The organism is Aureispira anguillae (assembly GCF_026000115.1).
Lineage (GTDB): Bacteria > Bacteroidota > Bacteroidia > Chitinophagales > Saprospiraceae > Aureispira > Aureispira anguillae.
Genome location: NZ_AP026868.1, coordinates 65,794 through 85,041 on the forward strand (window position 1 = coordinate 65,794; position 19,248 = coordinate 85,041).

At 37.6% G+C, this 19,248-nt stretch carries 5 protein-coding genes; 2 read left to right on the forward strand and 3 right to left on the reverse strand.

Annotation, left to right across the window (positions count from 1 at the left end):
- Window positions 1–135 precede the first annotated feature (135 nt).
- Complete coding sequence (locus AsAng_RS29455; RefSeq protein WP_264793596.1) at window positions 136–2,160, reverse strand: tail fiber domain-containing protein; 2,025 nt, start codon at window positions 2,158–2,160, stop codon at window positions 136–138.
- 26 nt (window positions 2,161–2,186) lie between these two features.
- Window positions 2,187–2,675, reverse strand: coding sequence for a tail fiber domain-containing protein (locus AsAng_RS29460; RefSeq protein ID WP_264793597.1), 489 nt, complete (start codon window positions 2,673–2,675; stop codon window positions 2,187–2,189).
- Between the two features lie 236 nt (window positions 2,676–2,911).
- Here AsAng_RS29460 and AsAng_RS29465 point away from each other — a divergent pair, with 236 nt between their 5' ends.
- Both AsAng_RS29465 and AsAng_RS29470 read left to right on the forward strand, forming a co-directional pair.
- Window positions 2,912–5,785: a sensor histidine kinase gene (locus tag AsAng_RS29465; RefSeq protein WP_264793598.1), complete on the forward strand. Its 2,874-nt coding sequence runs from the start codon at window positions 2,912–2,914 to the stop codon at window positions 5,783–5,785.
- A 160-nt stretch (window positions 5,786–5,945) separates the two neighbouring features.
- Window positions 5,946–6,713, forward strand: a complete 768-nt coding sequence (locus AsAng_RS29470) for a LytR/AlgR family response regulator transcription factor (RefSeq protein ID WP_264793599.1) — start codon at window positions 5,946–5,948, stop codon at window positions 6,711–6,713.
- A 47-nt stretch (window positions 6,714–6,760) separates the two neighbouring features.
- Here the strand turns inward: AsAng_RS29470 and AsAng_RS29475 are convergent, their stop codons facing one another.
- Window positions 6,761–18,970 (reverse strand): DUF4347 domain-containing protein, encoded by a 12,210-nt coding sequence (locus AsAng_RS29475; protein WP_264793600.1) that lies wholly within the window; start codon window positions 18,968–18,970, stop codon window positions 6,761–6,763.
- Window positions 18,971–19,248 lie beyond the last annotated feature (278 nt).

Genomic DNA, 19,248 nt, shown 5'->3' on the forward strand with positions numbered 1-19,248 from the left:
ACCCTAAAAGATTAGTACCCTATTAAAAATAAGGATCAGCTTAACGAGGAATCACTTAATTTGACAAATAAAAAAAAGCCAAAGGATCGCTAAATACCTTCGACTTTCTAAATAGGGATGAACACTACCGTCTAATTATTTTTTTTCTAAGAAGCTCAATCGTTTTTCTAACTGCTGTATTAAGTTTATTAATTTTTCATTCTCAGATTGTTGTAGTTTTACTCTCTTTTCTTGTTCCTCAAGTACCTTTTGTTGTTCTTGGATAGCATTGGTCAGTATAGGAATGACTTGAATATAGTCTACTGATTTGTAGCCTTTTTTATCTTGATAAACTAAGTTAGGGAGTACCTTTTCGACCTCTTGGGCAATAAAACCAAATTTGCGTCGCTCATCAAATCCTCTATCTGCAAATTCTTCGGTTTTCCAATAATATTGCTTTCCTTCCAATAAGTTGATGGTTTCTAGGGCAGTATCATAAGCTTTTATATTCTTTTTTAAACGCTTATCAGAAGAACAGGTTAACCCTGCGGATAAACTACTGCTGTTGGCTTGAATTTGTCCAACGATTTTTGCATTGCCACAGACCTCTAATTTTTCGCTTGGAGCAGTTGTGCCAATTCCAACATTACCATGATACGAGATTCGCATACTTTCGTACATAGGGCCAGAACCATCCGTTCCTTGTGTCCAAAAAGCCAATCCTAAATGATCAGAATCACTATGCTCCATAACCGAAGATATTCCAGCTCTTTTTCTTAAACCATTTGCCCAAGTAATCCCACCATAATGATTGCCTACAGCATTCGAAACGGCTCCATGTAGAACAATACTATTAGAAGCATTGTCGTTTTCATTGCCAGTATATGGGGTCGAATTATAAACATGCAACACTCCCAATGGATTCGTGGTGCCAATTCCAACATAACCTGTATTTTTAATAATCATATTACTGGTTAGTGGAATGGTTGTTCCAATAGGAGTCGTAGACAAAGGAGCAGACAAAAACTCAATATCTTCGTCTAAATGCAATGCTGAACGTTCTAGGTTTGCAATACCACTAGCAGACACATAACCAGAAGAACCTGTTAAGGGAGTAACTCCATAGCCTAAGACAGGACCTCCATCGGAATGGTGGCTTCCTAAGGTAGTTAAAGCTCCAATACCATATCGACCTGTTAGGATGGTCATACCTTGAGTACTGGTATTATTTCCACCATCAATGATTCCATGAACTTCGAGTTTTTCGGAGGGGGCATTGGTTCCCATCCCAATATTTCCATTCCAATGAATCATCATTTGCTCCTGAGGGCTGGGATCTGTTAGCTCTCTAGTATAAAAGTGCATACTCGCTTGGTGTATACTCGCAGAACCATAGCCATCAAATTTTATAGCCGCAGAGGGCGCACTGTGGTTTCCTTTTTTTACAAACTCAATTAAAATGTTATCATTGTTTGTATTGGCAGTATCATCGTGAATCAACAAAACATTGTGTAAGTTGTTAGTATAGGCAAAGGTTCCATTTACATCTAGTGCTTCTGTTGGGTAGGCAACCCCTATTCCAACCTTACTATTAAACATAGAGATCGTTGTAGTTTGTCCCGTTAGTGCACTAATCCCCTCTATCCTAAAGGGATCATCATACTCTTCTAATACGAGTCGAGCCGAACCTCCTACATAATTGGTATATACTTTTCCGCCATCACTGGATCCTGAGCTAATTAAGAAAGCATCTTGAAAACGACGTTCTACGTGAAGAGTCGCTGTTGGGCTAATCGTTCCTATTCCAACACTGCCTTGAGTAAAAATATTATCACTAATCGCATCAGGGGAACTGGTGGTACCAACCTCATACCAATCATGGTCTATATCATCCTCATTGAGTAGTTTTATCCACTTCGTGCCATTCCAATAATAATAGCCTAGCCCGCTACTGGCATTGGTATTATAAACCAATAGAGAAGTTGCAGGGGCAGAAACAGGGGCTGCGGCATTGAGGTTTGTGATACTAATACGAGGGACTAAAAGCCCTCTATCAGCTGCTTCAATATCCAACTTGGCACTGGGGTTAGGCGTCATTGTTCCGATGCCTACATTTTGGGCAAAAATGGTGTTCCCCATGAGAACCAAACATAAAATCAGCCTAATACTTTTTAACATCATGTAGTTTGTCTTTTGATAAAAAATGATTACAATTTTTCTAAAACATTGACTCTCTGTTCTAACCTTTGAATAAGGTCTAATAATTGTTGGTTTTCTCTTTGGAGCCCCTGAATAGAATTGGTAAGGATAGGGATAATTTGAATGTAATTAATCGCTTTGTAACCATTTTTATCTTGATGAACTAAATTAGGCAGCACCTTTTCGACCTCTTGAGCAATGAAACCATATTGGAGGCGCTTATTAAAGCTCTTATCAGTAAGTTTTTCTGCTTTCCAATAGTATTGTTTGCCTTTTAATAGGCTAACCGTTTCCAAAGCCTTTTCATAATCTCGGATGTTTTTTTTCAAACGTTGATCCGAAAAATAGTATTGAGGAATTGATGAACAACTACTGTTGACACTAGGACGGTACGACAGTAAATCAATTTCCAGATTAGAGGCAGGGGTATGCTGGATGGAAAGAACAGAAAAACTTACGATAAGTATAAGATAGATCAAAGGGACGATTTTAATCATATATTTTTATTATTTTGAATTGATTTTGCTCTTTATGTAAAAAAAATAACTAGCTTGTATTAAAGTTATTTTATACCAATAGCTTTACCAAAAAACTCTATGCAAAATGAATAGGTGTGTATACTTAGTGATTAGGTGTGTAAATAAATGGGAATGTTGTATATATGTGTTTAAGAGTCAGTGCTTTTTGTGATAGTGTGAGGTGTTTTTTTTTTATGCTTATATTTTATATAAGTATGTCCAATGGTGTAAATCTATCCGCTCAAGATTTATTAACAACTCCACTTCTTGATGGTCGAAAGTTTCAGCATGTAGAATTTTATGACTTTTTGGAAGACCAAAAAGGTTTCTTGTGGATGGGGTCTAATCATGGAGTATTTCGATATGATGGGGTGCATTGGGTGAATTATATTCAAAAAGACAGCATTGTTTTTAACGATGTATTAAGCGTCTTTGAAGATAAAGTAGGGAGAGTTTGGTTTGCAACCTTTAGAAGAGGGCTGTTTTATTATGATTATCATAAAAATGAAATCCTTGTTCCTCCTTGGAATAATAAACTGATGGAGTTATCAAAAGGAAGTTGGGTTAGCGACCTGTTTATCGCTCCAGACCATTCTATTTGGATACAAAAATTTTCTTTTGGTATCGATACTGTTGTTAACCTTTTTCAGATTAAGGATGATAGCCTAATTCAGCACGAGCTGTCAAAACACTCAAATTTAACATCTTTCTTGCAACAGGTTGTGCTGACAACTGAGCAGCAGGCACTATTTCAACAAATTAAACGACAACTCGTAGTTGCAGACACAATTTTTGTATCCAACAGGTTTTTAGTAGATTCTTTGAGACTAGGAATCAATAAAAACAGTCTAGTGAGTTATAATGCTTTATTTCCAAATAAAAGGCAAAATGGAAAAAATGCACATATTGTTCGTAAAATAATAAAAATAAATGCTCAGGAATTGTTGGGTTTAATGTATAATGGCTTTGTTAAATACCCCAATACAAAAGATGCCACGGTGTTTTTGCCAGAATATCAAATCAATGATATTTGTAAATTGTCCAATGGCAATTATTTGTTTTCTACGGATCAACATGGCGTTTTGGTGAGCTCCTCAATCGAAATAAAGAAACATAATTTTGAACAAAATGAAGTAACAACAGCTATCCATGCAGAAAATGAAAAGTTATACATTAAAACAAAGGGCAAAATTTATTGTAAATCTTCATTAAGTCCTCACCCAGAGCTACTTTTTTCGATTGATGCCCACCATAGAAACATCAGTATTCCTAGCCGATTTACAATTTGGGATAATGATGTTGTTTTTAATAATATGGTTTTGTTTGACGGGCAACAAACAAAAATTTTAGCACCAAGCGTTCAGCGAATCGTAAGAGGGAGAAGCAAATCGATGGTTGCGATTAATGATAGCTTATTAATTGTAAGTACGGCAGATGGTTTTATAACGCTAAATAAGGACTTAAAAATGTTAACCAATAGTCAAGCATTGGGGTACAATACTTGGACATATACTTCTGCTGTAACTGCTCCGAATAAGCTTTGGTTAGGCACCATAAACGGCATTATAGAATACGATTATAAAAAAGCGTCTTTTAAACCTATTGCTATGCCCGTTGAAAATATGAGGATAAAAGACATAAAAGGAAAAAAGGAACGCTGTATTTTTGCAGCTAGTCTTATGCATGGATTATTAATTTTCCCTCCTTCCCAAAAAACAATTAGCGTAAGAACAAAAGAAGGACTTAATTCTACCAATGTAACTCATATCTTATTGGAAAAGGACACCATAGCGTGGGTGGGAACAAGCAATGGAATTAATAAAGTTGTTTTTTCACCTTATAACAATAAGGTAGATGTATCCTCTTATTTAACGGGTTTAGCGATAGTAGATTTAGCATTGGTGAAGGATACTATATTTGCGGTTGGAGATGGACAATTATTATCCTTTCCTAAAAATATGGCGCCTTTAACAAAAAAGAAAACGTCCATTCTTTTGACTACTTTGCGAGTTAATGGAAAAGAGCAAGCTATTCAAAATGAAAATGTTGTATTGGAGCGCAACGAGAATACGATTCAGATTAATTTTACCAATGTAAAGTTTGATAAAGAACGCACGACGCTTTTTTGTTATGCCTTACTACCTGAAAATTCAAGGGATACAATTTGGCAATACACCACAGAATATTCTGTCAATTACGCTCAATTAATGCCAGGAGAATACACTTTTTTATTAACAACTGAAACCGAAAAAAATAAATCCAACCCTTCTATCCAACATCTAAATATCAATATTCAAAAGTTATTTGTGGATACAATTTACTTCCAATTGCTTATTTATTGTTTAATTGTATTGGCGACCAGTAGTATTGCTTGGATTGTGATTTTAGTGACAAAACGAAGGGCTGAATTAGAAAAAGCCTTGGTGGAATCTCAACTAAAACTTTTGCGGACGCAAATGAATCCTCATTTTTTGTTCAATACGCTCAGCTCTATTCAGGGGCATATAATGATGCAAAACATGCGAGCATCTACCATCTATTTATCGTATTTTGCAAAATTGGTTAGAGATATTCTAGAAAATTCTAAACATAGTTTTTTACCACTAAGTAAGGAGTTGAGCATGCTTGAAACGTATATAAGTTTGGAACGATTGCGCCTAGGAGATGCTTATAGCATTTCTATTGAACAGAATATACAGATGGGAGTAAAATCATTTTATATTCCACCTATGTTTATTCAACCTTTTATTGAAAATGCGATTATTCACGGACTGAAACCACAAGGAGGAGGTGAAATTATTGTTACTGTCGAAAAAGTTTGTAACGAGCTGATAAAGATTTTGATAGTGGATAATGGAATTGGACGTGAAGCCGCTCAAAAAAAATCAACGGGCTATGCTTTTACGGCTAAAACATCTTTGGGAATTGCTACGATAAAGGAGCATATTTTTATTATTAATAGAACTTATCAGATGGATATAAAACTTTCTATAGAGGATTTATATGATGAGGATGGCTTTGCCAAGGGAACAAGCGTCCAAATATTACTTCCCAAGTTTGATTATTTAACCTATATGAAACAGACCTAACCTAAGTACAGTTTATTTCTACTTTAATTTATCCATTACTCTGTCAAAAAATATAGTAAAAGCTATTTTTTATCGACTATTTCATGCGCAAAACGAGTAAACTAGTATCGGACATCAACTAAGCTGGACGAACTAATCAATGGAGTATTATAAAAAAAATATGAAGACAATAATAGTTGAGGATGAACGATTATCGAGGATTGCTTTAGAAAATATGATTAAGCATTTTTGCCCTGAATTAGCAATTGTAGGAAATGCAAGTTCTATTAAGGAAGCCAAAGGTTTGATCGAAAGTATAAAACCAGAACTTGTGTTTTTGGATATTCAATTGAGTGATGGAATTAGTTTTGAATTGCTTCAACAAGTTGAGCAATACGATTTTAAAGTGGTCTTTGTGACGGCTCATAATGAGTATGCTTTACAGGCATTTGAATATGCTGCTATCCATTATTTACTAAAGCCAATTAACCCAGAATCTTTGAGGGAAGTAATTAATCGTTTAAAAAAGATAGATATTAAAAATTATCCTTTAGGTAATCACCTTTCTGTTCTTAAAGACCTAATGGGGAATGAAAAAACACGGTTGGCGATACCGACCCAAAAAGAAATGGTTTTTATTGATATTAAAAATCTGATTTATTGTAAAGCAGATGCTAATTATACAGAACTATACCTTAATAATGAAACTATTATTGTGGCTTCTAAATCGCTTATTTTCTTTGAACGGGTATTAGAAGAGTTGTATTTTGTTCGTCCTCACAATAAATACTTGGTTAATATAACGCACATTACAAAATACATTAGAGGGAGAGGCGGAGAACTGGAACTGAGTAATGGCACTACGATTTCAGTATCGGTACGAAGAAAAGCAATGTTATTGGAAAAATTGGCTTTGTTTAATCTAGGAAAAGACAAAAACTCCTTCTAAATTTGATTCAGAAGAAGTTTTTGTCCATTTATAAAGCCCTTAATATTCTAGTGAGGACTTACGATAAGTTTAAATACTTTAGTGCTAGTATCGGTTTTGACTCGAACCATATAATTGGCTGTAGGCAAGTGTGCAAACTCTAATTCTATGACTTGCTGTTGGCTAACCGTTTTAGTATGTATGCGCTGTCCAATGTTGTCGAATACCTCAATGTCAATCTCCCCTTCTAATAAAGTAGGAAGTAGTATACTTACCTTATCGGTTGTTGGATTAGGATACAAAACAATGGTTTGTTCGGATTTATTGACCGTTAAAGCTCGGATTGAACTATACTTGTAAGTACCATCAAGATTGATTTGTTTGATTCTGAAATAATGTGTTCCTGCCATTAAGTTTGGTACTTGGTAGGTATAATAAGTAGTTTGAGTAGTGGTACCTGTTCCTTGAACATAACCTATCTTTTCAAAGGTAACTCCTCTTGTAGAGGGCAAGGCGTGTTCTACTTCAAAACCTGCATTATTGGTTTCTGAAGAAGTGATCCAATCTAAGATTCCTGTGTTTTCTCCCTCTAGTTTTGCGGTAAAAGACATTAACTCTACAGGCAAAAGAATCATTGATATTTGATAATCTTCTACTTCACCATTTGTTCTTCCTCCGCCTGAATCATTGATAGAAAAGGCATCATCATCTGATCTGACACGGACGTTTACAGGACTTCCTCCGCTGTATCCTAAACCATTGGGCACTGTAATGGTTACCGTGGTGGTGGTAGGGCTTGCGGTTACAACCGAATCGTTATAAAACTGATCATAAGTACCATCGTTGTTCCAATCAATCCACAATCCATAATGTACTAAATCTGGTACAGAAGAATTGACAGTTAGATCAAGGTTAAAACTTTGACCACCCGCTACACTTAATGGAAATTGCCCAGCTCCTGAACCTACTGCGATTCCATCGTCAAAATTATCTATTGGCAAAGACGCATTTTCAAAATTGGTTTCCATGCCTAGCCATACATCTGTAGCACCATCTAAAGTGTTGTCTGCATTTACATCTCGCATAGCTCTATGCCATACAACGGGATACGTTCCAGATGTTTCCCCATAGTCTCTATTTACATCTAAGATGGTAATATAAACCGTGGAGGTGTCACAAACACTTGGACTTCCATCATCACAAACGCTATAGATAAATGCATCATTTCCGACAATGCTCGGATTGTTTGGCGTATAGGTATAGCTACCATCTGCATTTAAACTTAGTCCTCCCTGTGTTGGCCCTGAAACCAATGTTACCCCTCCAATTTGGCTATCTCCTTCTACATCAGAGTCATTCTCTAAAACATTATCCGTCAAAGGTTGTCCTTTGTCTATAAATTCATTATCATCATTACTATTGGTACTATTGGTTGCAAGATTTGGCAAAACTTCTAGGGTTACTGTAGTTTGTTCACAATTGGCAGGAGTGCTATTATCACAAGCTACATACTGATATGTTACAGTACCCACAAAGCCAGCAGTTGGCGTAAAGGTATAGGTACCATCTGAATTTTGAATAACGATACCTGCATTCATTACTGAATTGCCATTTGCATCTACCCCCGCAGTTGTCGTAGAAGTACTTAATGGTGCATTCAAATCTGCTATTCCATCTCCATTGCTGTCAATGATAAGTCCCGTTACAACAATGGGATCTCCATCAGGATCATTGTCATTGGATAAAACTTGCCCATTGACGGGGTTGGTGCCATACGTTCGATTGACATCTGGTGAAAGCGCAATGGTACTATTGTCCGTTGTTGGGATCGGTTCTACACCTATTGTTACAGTAGCACTATCGCAGGACATCAATACGGCATTGTCGCAAACTTGATAGAAGTAAATGATTTCTCCTACAAAACCAGCTGAAGGTGTGAACGTATAAGTACCATTGGAATTTTGAGTCAACGTCCCTGCATTTAGATTAGCAGTTCCATCTTCATTTACTCCTGCAATAGTTGTAGCAGCGCCTAAAGGCCTAGAAGTTTCAGGAATGCCATCTCCATCTGTATCGATTGTAATGGTTCCACTTACGGATTGAATATCTCCTTCTAAATCAAAGTCATTAATTAATACATCTCCTATTATGGTTGTATTGATAGGAGTAGAATTAATATCATCTAAACCATAGGTGGAGCTTTTTTCTCTCCAATCTTTTTCAGATGTAATGCTATTGTCTGCATCAGGATGACTATTAGGGGTCAAGGTAGAATTTGTTGCATCAGTACTTGTGGTATTGTTATCAAAACCATCCAACAAACCATCTGCATCTGTATCTATTGCTCCCCCTGATAAGCCTGTATTAGCATTTGGACTATCTAATCCATCGACAACACCATCGCCATTGGTGTCGTGCCCCTCTATTAGATCAGATTCTCCATCATTGTCTGAATCTAAATCTAAATAATCAGGGTTGTCCGTCCCATCTTGATTGTTGGGACTGATTCCTTCTCCTCCAAAACCATTCAAACCATCGTATGCATCATCAATACCATCTCCATCTGTATCTGTTCCTGCTGGAGCAATATACAAAAGTGTTGCTTGTGCCTCTGTATTGTCTACAATGCCATCGTTATCCGCATCAATATCTACTATGTCTTGAACACCATCCCCATCTGAATCACCATTAAGTAAAGGCGTACCATTGGTTACTTCACCTACTCCACTACCACTATTTACGGTATCTACAGCATCGTATAGACCATCTCCATCTACATCCACCATTGTAGAAGGGTCGCCTACGGTTAGATAGTCGACTTGACCGTCTTGGTTGCTATCGGTTCCGCCTGCTTCTATAATATCAAGAATACCATCGCCATCCGAATCTAAATCCAAGTGATTGTAAATGCCATCGCCATCCGTATCATCGCTACAAGCAGCCTTAGGATGGAATTCAGGAACGAAGTTATTCGTCTCAAAATAGATTTCATTGCAATACCCCCCACTCCAAATGGTTCCACTAATCCCTTGTATCCGATAATATTTGTAAGTACCTGCATTTTGAGTAACAATAAAACTGTGATTTTGAATTGTTCCAACAGTTAAAACAGGAGTACTGAGATTTGCTTGATTATAAGTAGCTCCTGTATTTAAATCTGCCCAAGTGACTCCATCATTACTAGCTTGAAGTTGGATAGAAGCACCATTAATAAAATGACTATTTCCATTAATATAACCAATATAAATAGTACTTAATTCAATTGGTGTATTAAACTCAAACTGATAAACGGTTTGATTGATCGCAGATTGACTGTTTAAAAATTGTACGGCGTAGTTTGCCGCAGCAAGACCATTGTCTCCATCAATTGTTTCTTCTGGATGCGTATACGTTGCATTCATATTAAGTGATGTACTAACGCTAACCAAGTCGCTTCGATTGCCTGTTTCAAAATCTGTATACTGATAGAAACAATTCGGAACCTCAAGAGCATCTCTAATTCCATCGTTGTCATCATCAAGATCAATAAGGTCATTAATGCCATCATTGTCGGTATCTGTACAAGCATTTAAGAAATCACTAAGTGCATATTGAAGGTAAGTAGAATTATAATTGATGTTTCCTGTCGTGCCATCTTCAAAAGTATCCAAAAGACCATTGGTATTAGCATCTGTACCAGTATTGTAGTTGGTTACATCATTGTTAACGGCAAGGGTATTGCCAGCCTCTACTCCATCACTACAACCATCGCCATCCGAATCTAAGTCTAGACGATCAGGAATGCCATCATTGTCGGTATCTGTTGTACAATTGTAACTCAAGATAGACAATTCAACATTGTCCATGTATAAGTCATTGTTTAAATCGTGAGTATGCCCAAGTAAAAACAGAATTTCAGTGCTGTCAGATTCTGTAACTCCAGAGAAGTAATAAGTGGTCATCGATGGACCAATATTACCAGGAATGGTATCCACACTAACGCCATCTATAAAAACAATAAAATAGTCGTCTAAAGCAAGCGAATTAGTGGTTAGTGAGCCAAAATCAACCGAAAAGCTTATCACATCTCCTGGGTACGTCGCAATTGTCTGGCTTAAGGATACTTGAAAATTAGCATCATTATTAACAATATATCGACCGCTACCTGCCCCTCCAATGGCTGGGGATACTGTCCAGTTATTTAGATTTAAACTGCTAAAATCACCGTTCAAAAACTCTTGTACAGAACTTTGGGCACTTCCATAACATTCTGTAATGTCTAATACCCCATCGTTATCATCATCAATATCTACTAAATCTCCTAGCCCATCATTATCCGTGTCAATGCAAGCATTAAGAGCAGTATCTAGTACAACATAATAGGTAGGAATATAATTTAAATTACCTGTTGTCCCATCCTCAAAAGTATCCAAAAGGCCATTGTTATTGGCATCAACACCAGTGTTATAATTAGTAATATCATTATTAGCAATTAAGGTATTACTAGCTTCTACCCCATCACTACAACCATCGCCATCCGAATCGAGATCAAGATGGTTGTAAATACCATCGCCATCGGTATCGCTAGAACAACTTGTCTTAGGATAATCATGCGCTACAAAATTGTCGGTTAAGGGAACAAACTCATAAATTCTATTGTAATAGGTAGTTCCCGTAATCCCCAATAGGCGGTAGTATTGGTATTTGGTACCTGTCTGAGAGAACGTGTAGATATAATTGTTATTGGTCGTTTCCGTTTCGTTTAAAACGCCTGTTACATCAGTCCAGTTGGTAGCATCATTAGAAGCCTGCCATTTGAAGGTGGTGGCAGTCGTACGGAAAATGCTGTAGTTAAAGTAAACTTGAATGCCCGACAACTCAGCAGGAATGTTCAACTCTAATTGATAGACCGTTTCATTAACAATATTGGTATTTAAGACCCCATAGGCTCCAATATTATTGAGTACACCATCGTATAATTCGGTAAAAGAATAAGCAGCGTTGGTGCTGTAATTGGTCAAGGAAGTAGTGGCATCAATGAAAGTAATATCCGAAGCGGAATAAAAACACTGAGGACTTTCAATTATATCCAAAATTCCATCGTTGTCATCGTCAATATCAATTAAATCTCCTATCCCATCATTATCTGAATCGGCACAAACATTCAAGAAATCACTAAGAGCATAAGCATTATAGGTAGAACTATAATTAATGGTATCGCTATCGGTAGTAGTTTCAAGAAAATCGGCTAGACCATTTGCTCCTACCTGAGCAGGAGAAGTAGCAGCAAGACTGTCAGAGAGATTACTGCTATTGGTAGCGTTTGTTACACTAGCTTCATAGCTATCAAAACAACCATCGCCATCCGAATCGAGATCAAGATGGTTGTAAATACCATCGCCATCGGTATCGCTAGAACAACTTGTCTTAGGATAATCATGCGCTACAAAATTGTCGGTTAAGGGAACAAACTCATAAATTCTATTGTAATAGGTAGTTCCCGTAATCCCCAACAGACGGTAGTATTGGTATTTGGTACCCGTCTGAGAGAACGTGTAGATATAGTTGTTATTGGTCGTTTCCGTTTCGTTTAAAACGCCTGTTACATCAGTCCAGTTGGTAGCATCATTAGAAGCCTGCCATTTGAAGGTGGTTGCAGTCGTACGGAAAATGCTGTAGTTAAAATAGACTTGAATGCCCGACAACTCAGCAGGAATGTTCAACTCTAATTGATAGACCGTTTCATTAACAATATTGGTATTTAAGACCCCATAGGCTCCAATGTCATTGAGTACTCCATCGTATAATTCGGTAAAAGAATAAGCAGCGTTGGTGCTGTAATTGGTCAGGGAAGTAGTGGCATCAATGAAAGTAATATCCGAAGCAGAATAAAAACACTGGGGACTTTCAATTATATCCAAAATTCCATCGTTGTCATCGTCAATATCAATTAAATCTCCTATCCCATCATTGTCTGAATCGGCACAAACATTCAAGAAATCACTAAGAGCATAAGCGTTATAGGTAGAACTATAGTTAATGGTATCGCTATCGGTAGTAGTTTCAAGAAAATCAGCTAGACCATTTGCCCCTACCTGAGCAGGAGAAGTAGCAGCAAGACTGTCGGAGAGATTACCGCTATTGGTAGCGTTTGTTACACTAGCTTCATAGCTATCAAAACAACCATCACCATCCGAATCGAGATCAAGGTGGTTGAAAATACCATCGCCATCGGTATCGCTAGAACAACTTGTTTTAGGATAGTCATGCGCTACAAAATTGTCGGTTAAGGGAACAAACTCATAAATTCTATTGTAATAAGTAGCTCCAGTAATCCCCAATAGACGGTAGTATTGGTATTTGTTACCCGTTTGAGAAAAGGTGTAGATATAGTTATTATTGGTCGTTTGAGTTTCGTTTAAAACGCCCGTTACATCAGTCCAGTTGGTAGCATCATTAGAAGCCTGCCATTTGAAGGTAGTAGAAGTTGTATTAAAGATGCTGTAATTAAAATAGACTTGAATGCCCGACAACTCAGCAGGAATGTTCAACTCTAATTGATAGACCGTTTCATTAACAATATTGGTATTTAAGACCCCATAGGCTCCAATGTCATTGAGTACTCCATCGTATAATTCGGTAAAAGAATAAGCAGCGTTGGTGCTGTAATTGGTCAGGGAAGTAGTGGCATCAATGAAAGTAATATCCGAAGCAGAATAAAAACACTGAGGACTTTCAACGATATCTAAAATTCCATCGTTGTCATCGTCAATATCAACCAAGTCGTTGATCCCATCATTGTCTGAATCGGTACAGACATTCAAGAAATCACTAAGAGCATAAGCGTTATAGGTAGAACTATAATTAATGGTATCGCTATCGGTAGTAGTTTCAAGAAAATCGGCTAGACCATTCGCTCCGACTTGGGAAGGCAAAGTAGCAGCAAGACTATCAGAGAGATTACCGCTATTGGTAGCGTTTGTTACACTAGCTTCATAGCTATCAAAACAACCATCGCCATCCGAATCGAGATCAAGGTGGTTGAAAATACCATCGCCATCGGTATCGCTAGAACAACTTGTCTTAGGATAGTCATGCGCTACAAAATTGTCAGTTAAGGGAACAAACTCATAGATTCTATTGTAATAAGTAGCTCCAGTAATCCCCAACAGACGATAGTATTGGTATTTGTTACCCGTTTGAGAAAAGGTGTACGTATAATTATTATTGGTCGTTTGAGTTTCGTTTAAAACGCCCGTTACATCAGTCCAGTTGGTAGCATCATTAGAAGCCTGCCATTTGAAGGTAGTAGAAGTTGTATTAAAGATGCTGTAATTAAAATAGACTTGAATGCCTGATAACTCAGCAGGAATGTTCAACTCTAATTGATAGACCGTTTCATTAACAATATTGGTATTTAAAGCGCCATAAGCTCCAATGTCATTGAGTACACCATCGTATAATTCGGTAAAGGAATAAGCGGCATTGGTGCTATAGTTGGTTAAAGAAGTAGTGGCATCAATGAAAGTAATATCCGAAGCAGTATAAAAACACTGGGGACTTTCAATTATATCCAAAATTCCATCGTTGTCATCGTCAATATCAACCAAGTCGTTGATCCCATCATTGTCTGAATCGGTACAGACATTCAAGAAATCACTAAGAGCATAAGCGTTATAGGTAGAACTATAATTAATAGTATCGCTATCGGTAGTCGTTTCAAGAAAATCAGCTAGACCATTCGCTCCGACTTGGGAAGGCAAAGTAGCAGCAAGACTATCAGAGAGATTACCGCTATTGGTAGCGTTTGTTACACTAGCTTCATAGCTATCAAAACAACCATCGCCATCCGAATCGAGATCAAGATGGTTGTAAATACCATCGCCATCAGTATCGCTAGAACAACTTGTTTTAGGATAGTCATGCGCTACAAAATTGTCGGTTAAGGGAACAAACTCATAAATTCTATTGTAATAAGTAGCTCCCGTAATCCCCAACAGACGGTAGTATTGGTATTTGTTACCCGTTTGAGAAAAGGTGTAGATATAGTTATTATTGGTCGTTTGAGTTTCGTTTAAAACGCCCGTTACATCAGTCCAGTTGGTAGCATCATTAGAAGCCTGCCATTTGAAGGTAGTAGAAATTGTATTAAAGATGCTGTAGTTAAAATAGACTTGAATGCCTGATAACTCAGCAGGAATGTTCAACTCTAATTGATAGACCGTTTCATTAACAATATTGGTATTTAAGACCCCATAGGCTCCAATGTCATTGAGTACTCCATCGTATAATTCGGTAAAAGAATAAGCAGCGTTGGTGCTGTAATTGGTCAGGGAAGTAGTGGCATCAATGAAAGTAATATCCGAAGCAGAATAAAAACACTGAGGACTTTCAACGATATCTAAAATTCCATCGTTGTCATCGTCAATATCAACCAAGTCGTTGATCCCATCATTGTCTGAATCGGTACAGGCATTCAAGAAACTGGTAAGGGCATATTGATTATAAGTAGAATTATAATTAATCGTACCAGTAGTGCCTGTTTCAAAAACATCTAGTAGCCCATTGTTATTGGCATCTGTTCCAGTGTTATAATTGACAATATCATTATTGGCAACGGAGGTATTACTAGCTTCAACCCCATCGCTACAACCATCCCCGTCTGAATCCAGATCTAAATGGTTATAAACACCATCTCCATCGGTATCCAATACATTGTCACAACCCAATAAGATCATATCTACCCCCATATACTCTCCTGTTACATCACAAGGATTAACGGCACTATTAACGGTCTCAACCTCAATACTTATCTTATCCAAGTCCATTAATACTGCTGAAATATTAGCCCCAAATGCTGCTGCTGTTAATGGTGCGGAAAGCGAATTCCAGCCTGTATTCATTAGCCCTGTGACATCTATTTCAGTGGTAGCGGTTAGTCCTCCACCTGTCAAAGTGATTGTAAGAGCAAGTATAGATTGGGATCCTCCTGCATCTAGTCTACCATTGATCCAATCAAAGGAAAAAGGTTGTCCCAATAAGCTTTGAGCATCTAAATTCATGTTATCAGGCGATTCAAAGTAAGTGTTATTACTGGTTCGATCAAAATCAGCGATGTAATGCCCGCCACTAGGACTAGGTGGCAAGTTTGGAATGAGGCAATTTAAGCTTACATCTGTAGAATGTCGTACGGTATCTGTTCCTAGACCATCTACAATTTTCCATCCTAGGTTGTCTGAGTCGAAACCAAATCGGATAAAATTATAACAGTACCCTTCATCCGTATCAAGGACTCCATCATTATCATCATCAATGTCAATTAAGTCCCCTATTCCATCATTATCCGTATCTAAACAGGCAGTTAAAGAATCAACGATAGCATAATCCACATAAGTAGAATTATAATTGATCGTACCAGTGGTGCCCGTTTCAAAAATATCTAGTAGCCCATTGTTATTGGCATCTGTTCCAGTGTTATAGTTTGTAATATCATTGTTTGAAATTAATGTGTTATTAGCTTCTACCCCATCGCTACAGCCATCTGCATCTGAGTCAAGATCCAAATGGTTGTAAACATTGTCATTGTCTGTATCATTATTGTAACAAACAATAGCATTGATACCATAAGATTCTAAGCCAATAGCGTTATTGGTATTGTGGTTGTGAGCAACCGACAATGTAAAAAGATTGGCATGGTTTACCTTAAAATCAATTCGCCAAGTCGCAAGACCATTCAATTGATCTGCTACTTGTGTAATTGTTGTTCCTGTGGTAATAGTGCTTCCATCAGCAACGTCTAGTTGATTGTCTGGGTCATATACAGTTGCATTTACAGTGGGGTTCCAAGTTAGAGTAATTGTTTGTGCATCATTATCTCTACTAGAAGCCGTAACAGGGTTTGTATTGGCTTGTGCTCCGTAACTGACAAGGTCTAATACGCTATTTGCTGTAGTTGTAAGGCTTATATTTTCGCTAAAATTTCCATCTGCATCATTATCATTGAGCAAATAATGAACGCCATTATTTCCTGTGATAACAGAAGTAGCAGAGAAAGCAGCATTAACACCTACAAAATCAATGGTATAATTAGCGCTGGCTAAGCCATTGGTAAAGCTACCACTGACACTTTGAGCATTAGCGGTATTGGTTTGAGCCGTATTATCAGAAGCGCCATAATCGCAACTTAATTCTTCATAATCTAAAATTCCATCATTGTCGTCATCAATATCTATGGTATTATTAATTCCATCCCCATCTGTATCTGTTGAGTTAGAGACTTGGATGAGTACACCTTTAGGGCAAGAATATAAGCCTGAAGTGGTAGAAACATCTATGGTTAAGCTATAAGTCAATTGACTGCTTAGTAGGTTTATATCGCTGACAGATAAACCGCCACCATTATTAATGGAAAAAATATTGCCAACACCAGGGCTTTCAGAAAGAATGGAAAAGGAATCTAAGGTAGTTCCACTTGCCAAAGTATATAAAACGCTATCAAAAGGAGTATTATTAGTGAGGGTTGAAACATCAATGGTGAAAACTTGATTATCTACAACGGTAGGAGGAGATCCAGCATCTATGTCTACGATTCCTCCATCCTGTCCTGGGTCATTGCCACCTCCCCCGCCAGTACTTCCAGGGCCGCCCAGAGCATCTAGCGTGATACCCGCAGGTAAAGCAGTTCCTTTTAAAAAGAAGGAGCCACCTCCCCCTCCTCCAGAATCACCATGGCCAGACCAAGCAGGACCGCCTTCTCCTCCAGAGACATCAACCGTTAACGTACCAGAATAAGTAGTGGCATTACAATAAATACTTCCACCAGCTCCTCCTCCAGCTGCTCCATCACCGTGTGCATTGACGAGTACTTGCCCAATTTGTCCTTCCGCAATAAGGTTTCCACCATTACCAGTAAGTTGATTAATGAATAGTAAAATAATTCCACCACCATGGCCGCCTCTTGTAATAAAGCCATCGTTGTAGTCGCCAGCACCACCGCCGCCGCCCATTATGACGAGATATTCTCCAATAGCACAGGCTGCAATAGAAGCTGCCCCTAAGCCTTCACCAGTTGCAGAATAAATTCCTCCTTTTCCTCCAGCTCCATAATTACCACCGCCACCGCCACCAGTGTTTACCCAGGTACCAGCACCGCCACCATTGGCAATAAAACCTTTGCCTCTGTCTCCCGTAGCTGTAAATTTAGCCACTCCTTCTCCTTTTTGGGCATCATCTGGTCCTATTGACACATAATTATTACCTACACCACTAGTGCGGTATCCCATTCCTCCTCTAAAACCAAGGAAAGAAACATCGATATTAGCATCCAACTGTAATTCATCGGCACTAAGAGCTACTACGCCCCCCTTGGTGCCATCCCAAGCAGGCGCAGTTATTGTCGAAGTAACTGTAGTGAGTGTATTGGCGCTATAATCAGGCGTTTTTATAATTTGAACCGAGCCATCAGAAACATAAGTTTTGGATAAGCTAGAAAGGGTGATGGTATTTCCTACAATAGTAGTAATATTGGCTAATTCAAAATTTCCCACCCCATTTCGACTCGTTACTACGCCATAAGAAGAGGTATTGGAATCATCTATTATAGCCCCTTGCATTTGTATAATAAGAATTTGATCACCAACCGAAAAGGAACTAGCGTCATCTACCAAAAAGTCATTGCCTGTAATTCCTGTTACGGCAGCATAGCTATTAATGGTTCCTCCAATATTTTGTAGCGAGTGCGGGTAATCGGTATAATTAAGGGCAGCAATAGGGGTACCAATTTCTAGTTCCCAGTCTCCTGCTTTTCCTGTTAGATTATTAGATGCTGCAATGGAAATGCCAAGCTCATTTTCTAGATATTTTACAGCAGCAAGACCTTGGCGACCTTTTCCAAATTCACAACCATAAATATTAAGATGCCTTTTAATAAAGCCCTTGTTTTTTAGCCAAGTTGCAATTTCTGGAGGGGTCAACCACTTATGACCAATTAAAAGCTTGCCTGAACGTCCATGCGTAATGAGATGAAACACATCTTTAGAGCAATCTGACAACTCAGAGGCTGAAAAGTCCAGAACATTTTCATCAATATAAAAATGAGTAGAAGAGGAAGCAATGTGAATGTTTGTTCTTTGTGCTTGATGTTTATCTATGAAAAAAAATGACAATAAAAAAAACAAGAATAAGTTCTTGTTGTGTTTTTTTTGTAATTCTCTAATAGATTCACTCTTACTTATGCGCTGTCGTCTTTTTGTTTTTAAGGAGCTTTTTATAGAAGCGGACAATAAGTAAATCTTCATCATAATCTAACGTTTAAAAGTTTAAAAATAGATTAACATTATGATGGGAATAAGACAAAATAAAGATAAGGGGGATTTCTATTGAGGTTTTAATCTTTTTTAAAATCGTTAAAATTTTAATGAAAAACAAGAATTTGATATATTAATTTTTATCAATTATAATTGATTTTGTTTTATAATACTTTGTTTATCATTCAATATGGGTGCCATGTTATTGGGGGGGCTATTAAAAAGGGCATGATTTGTTATAAGGAGGGAATAAATGGCGAATTGTAAGTTTT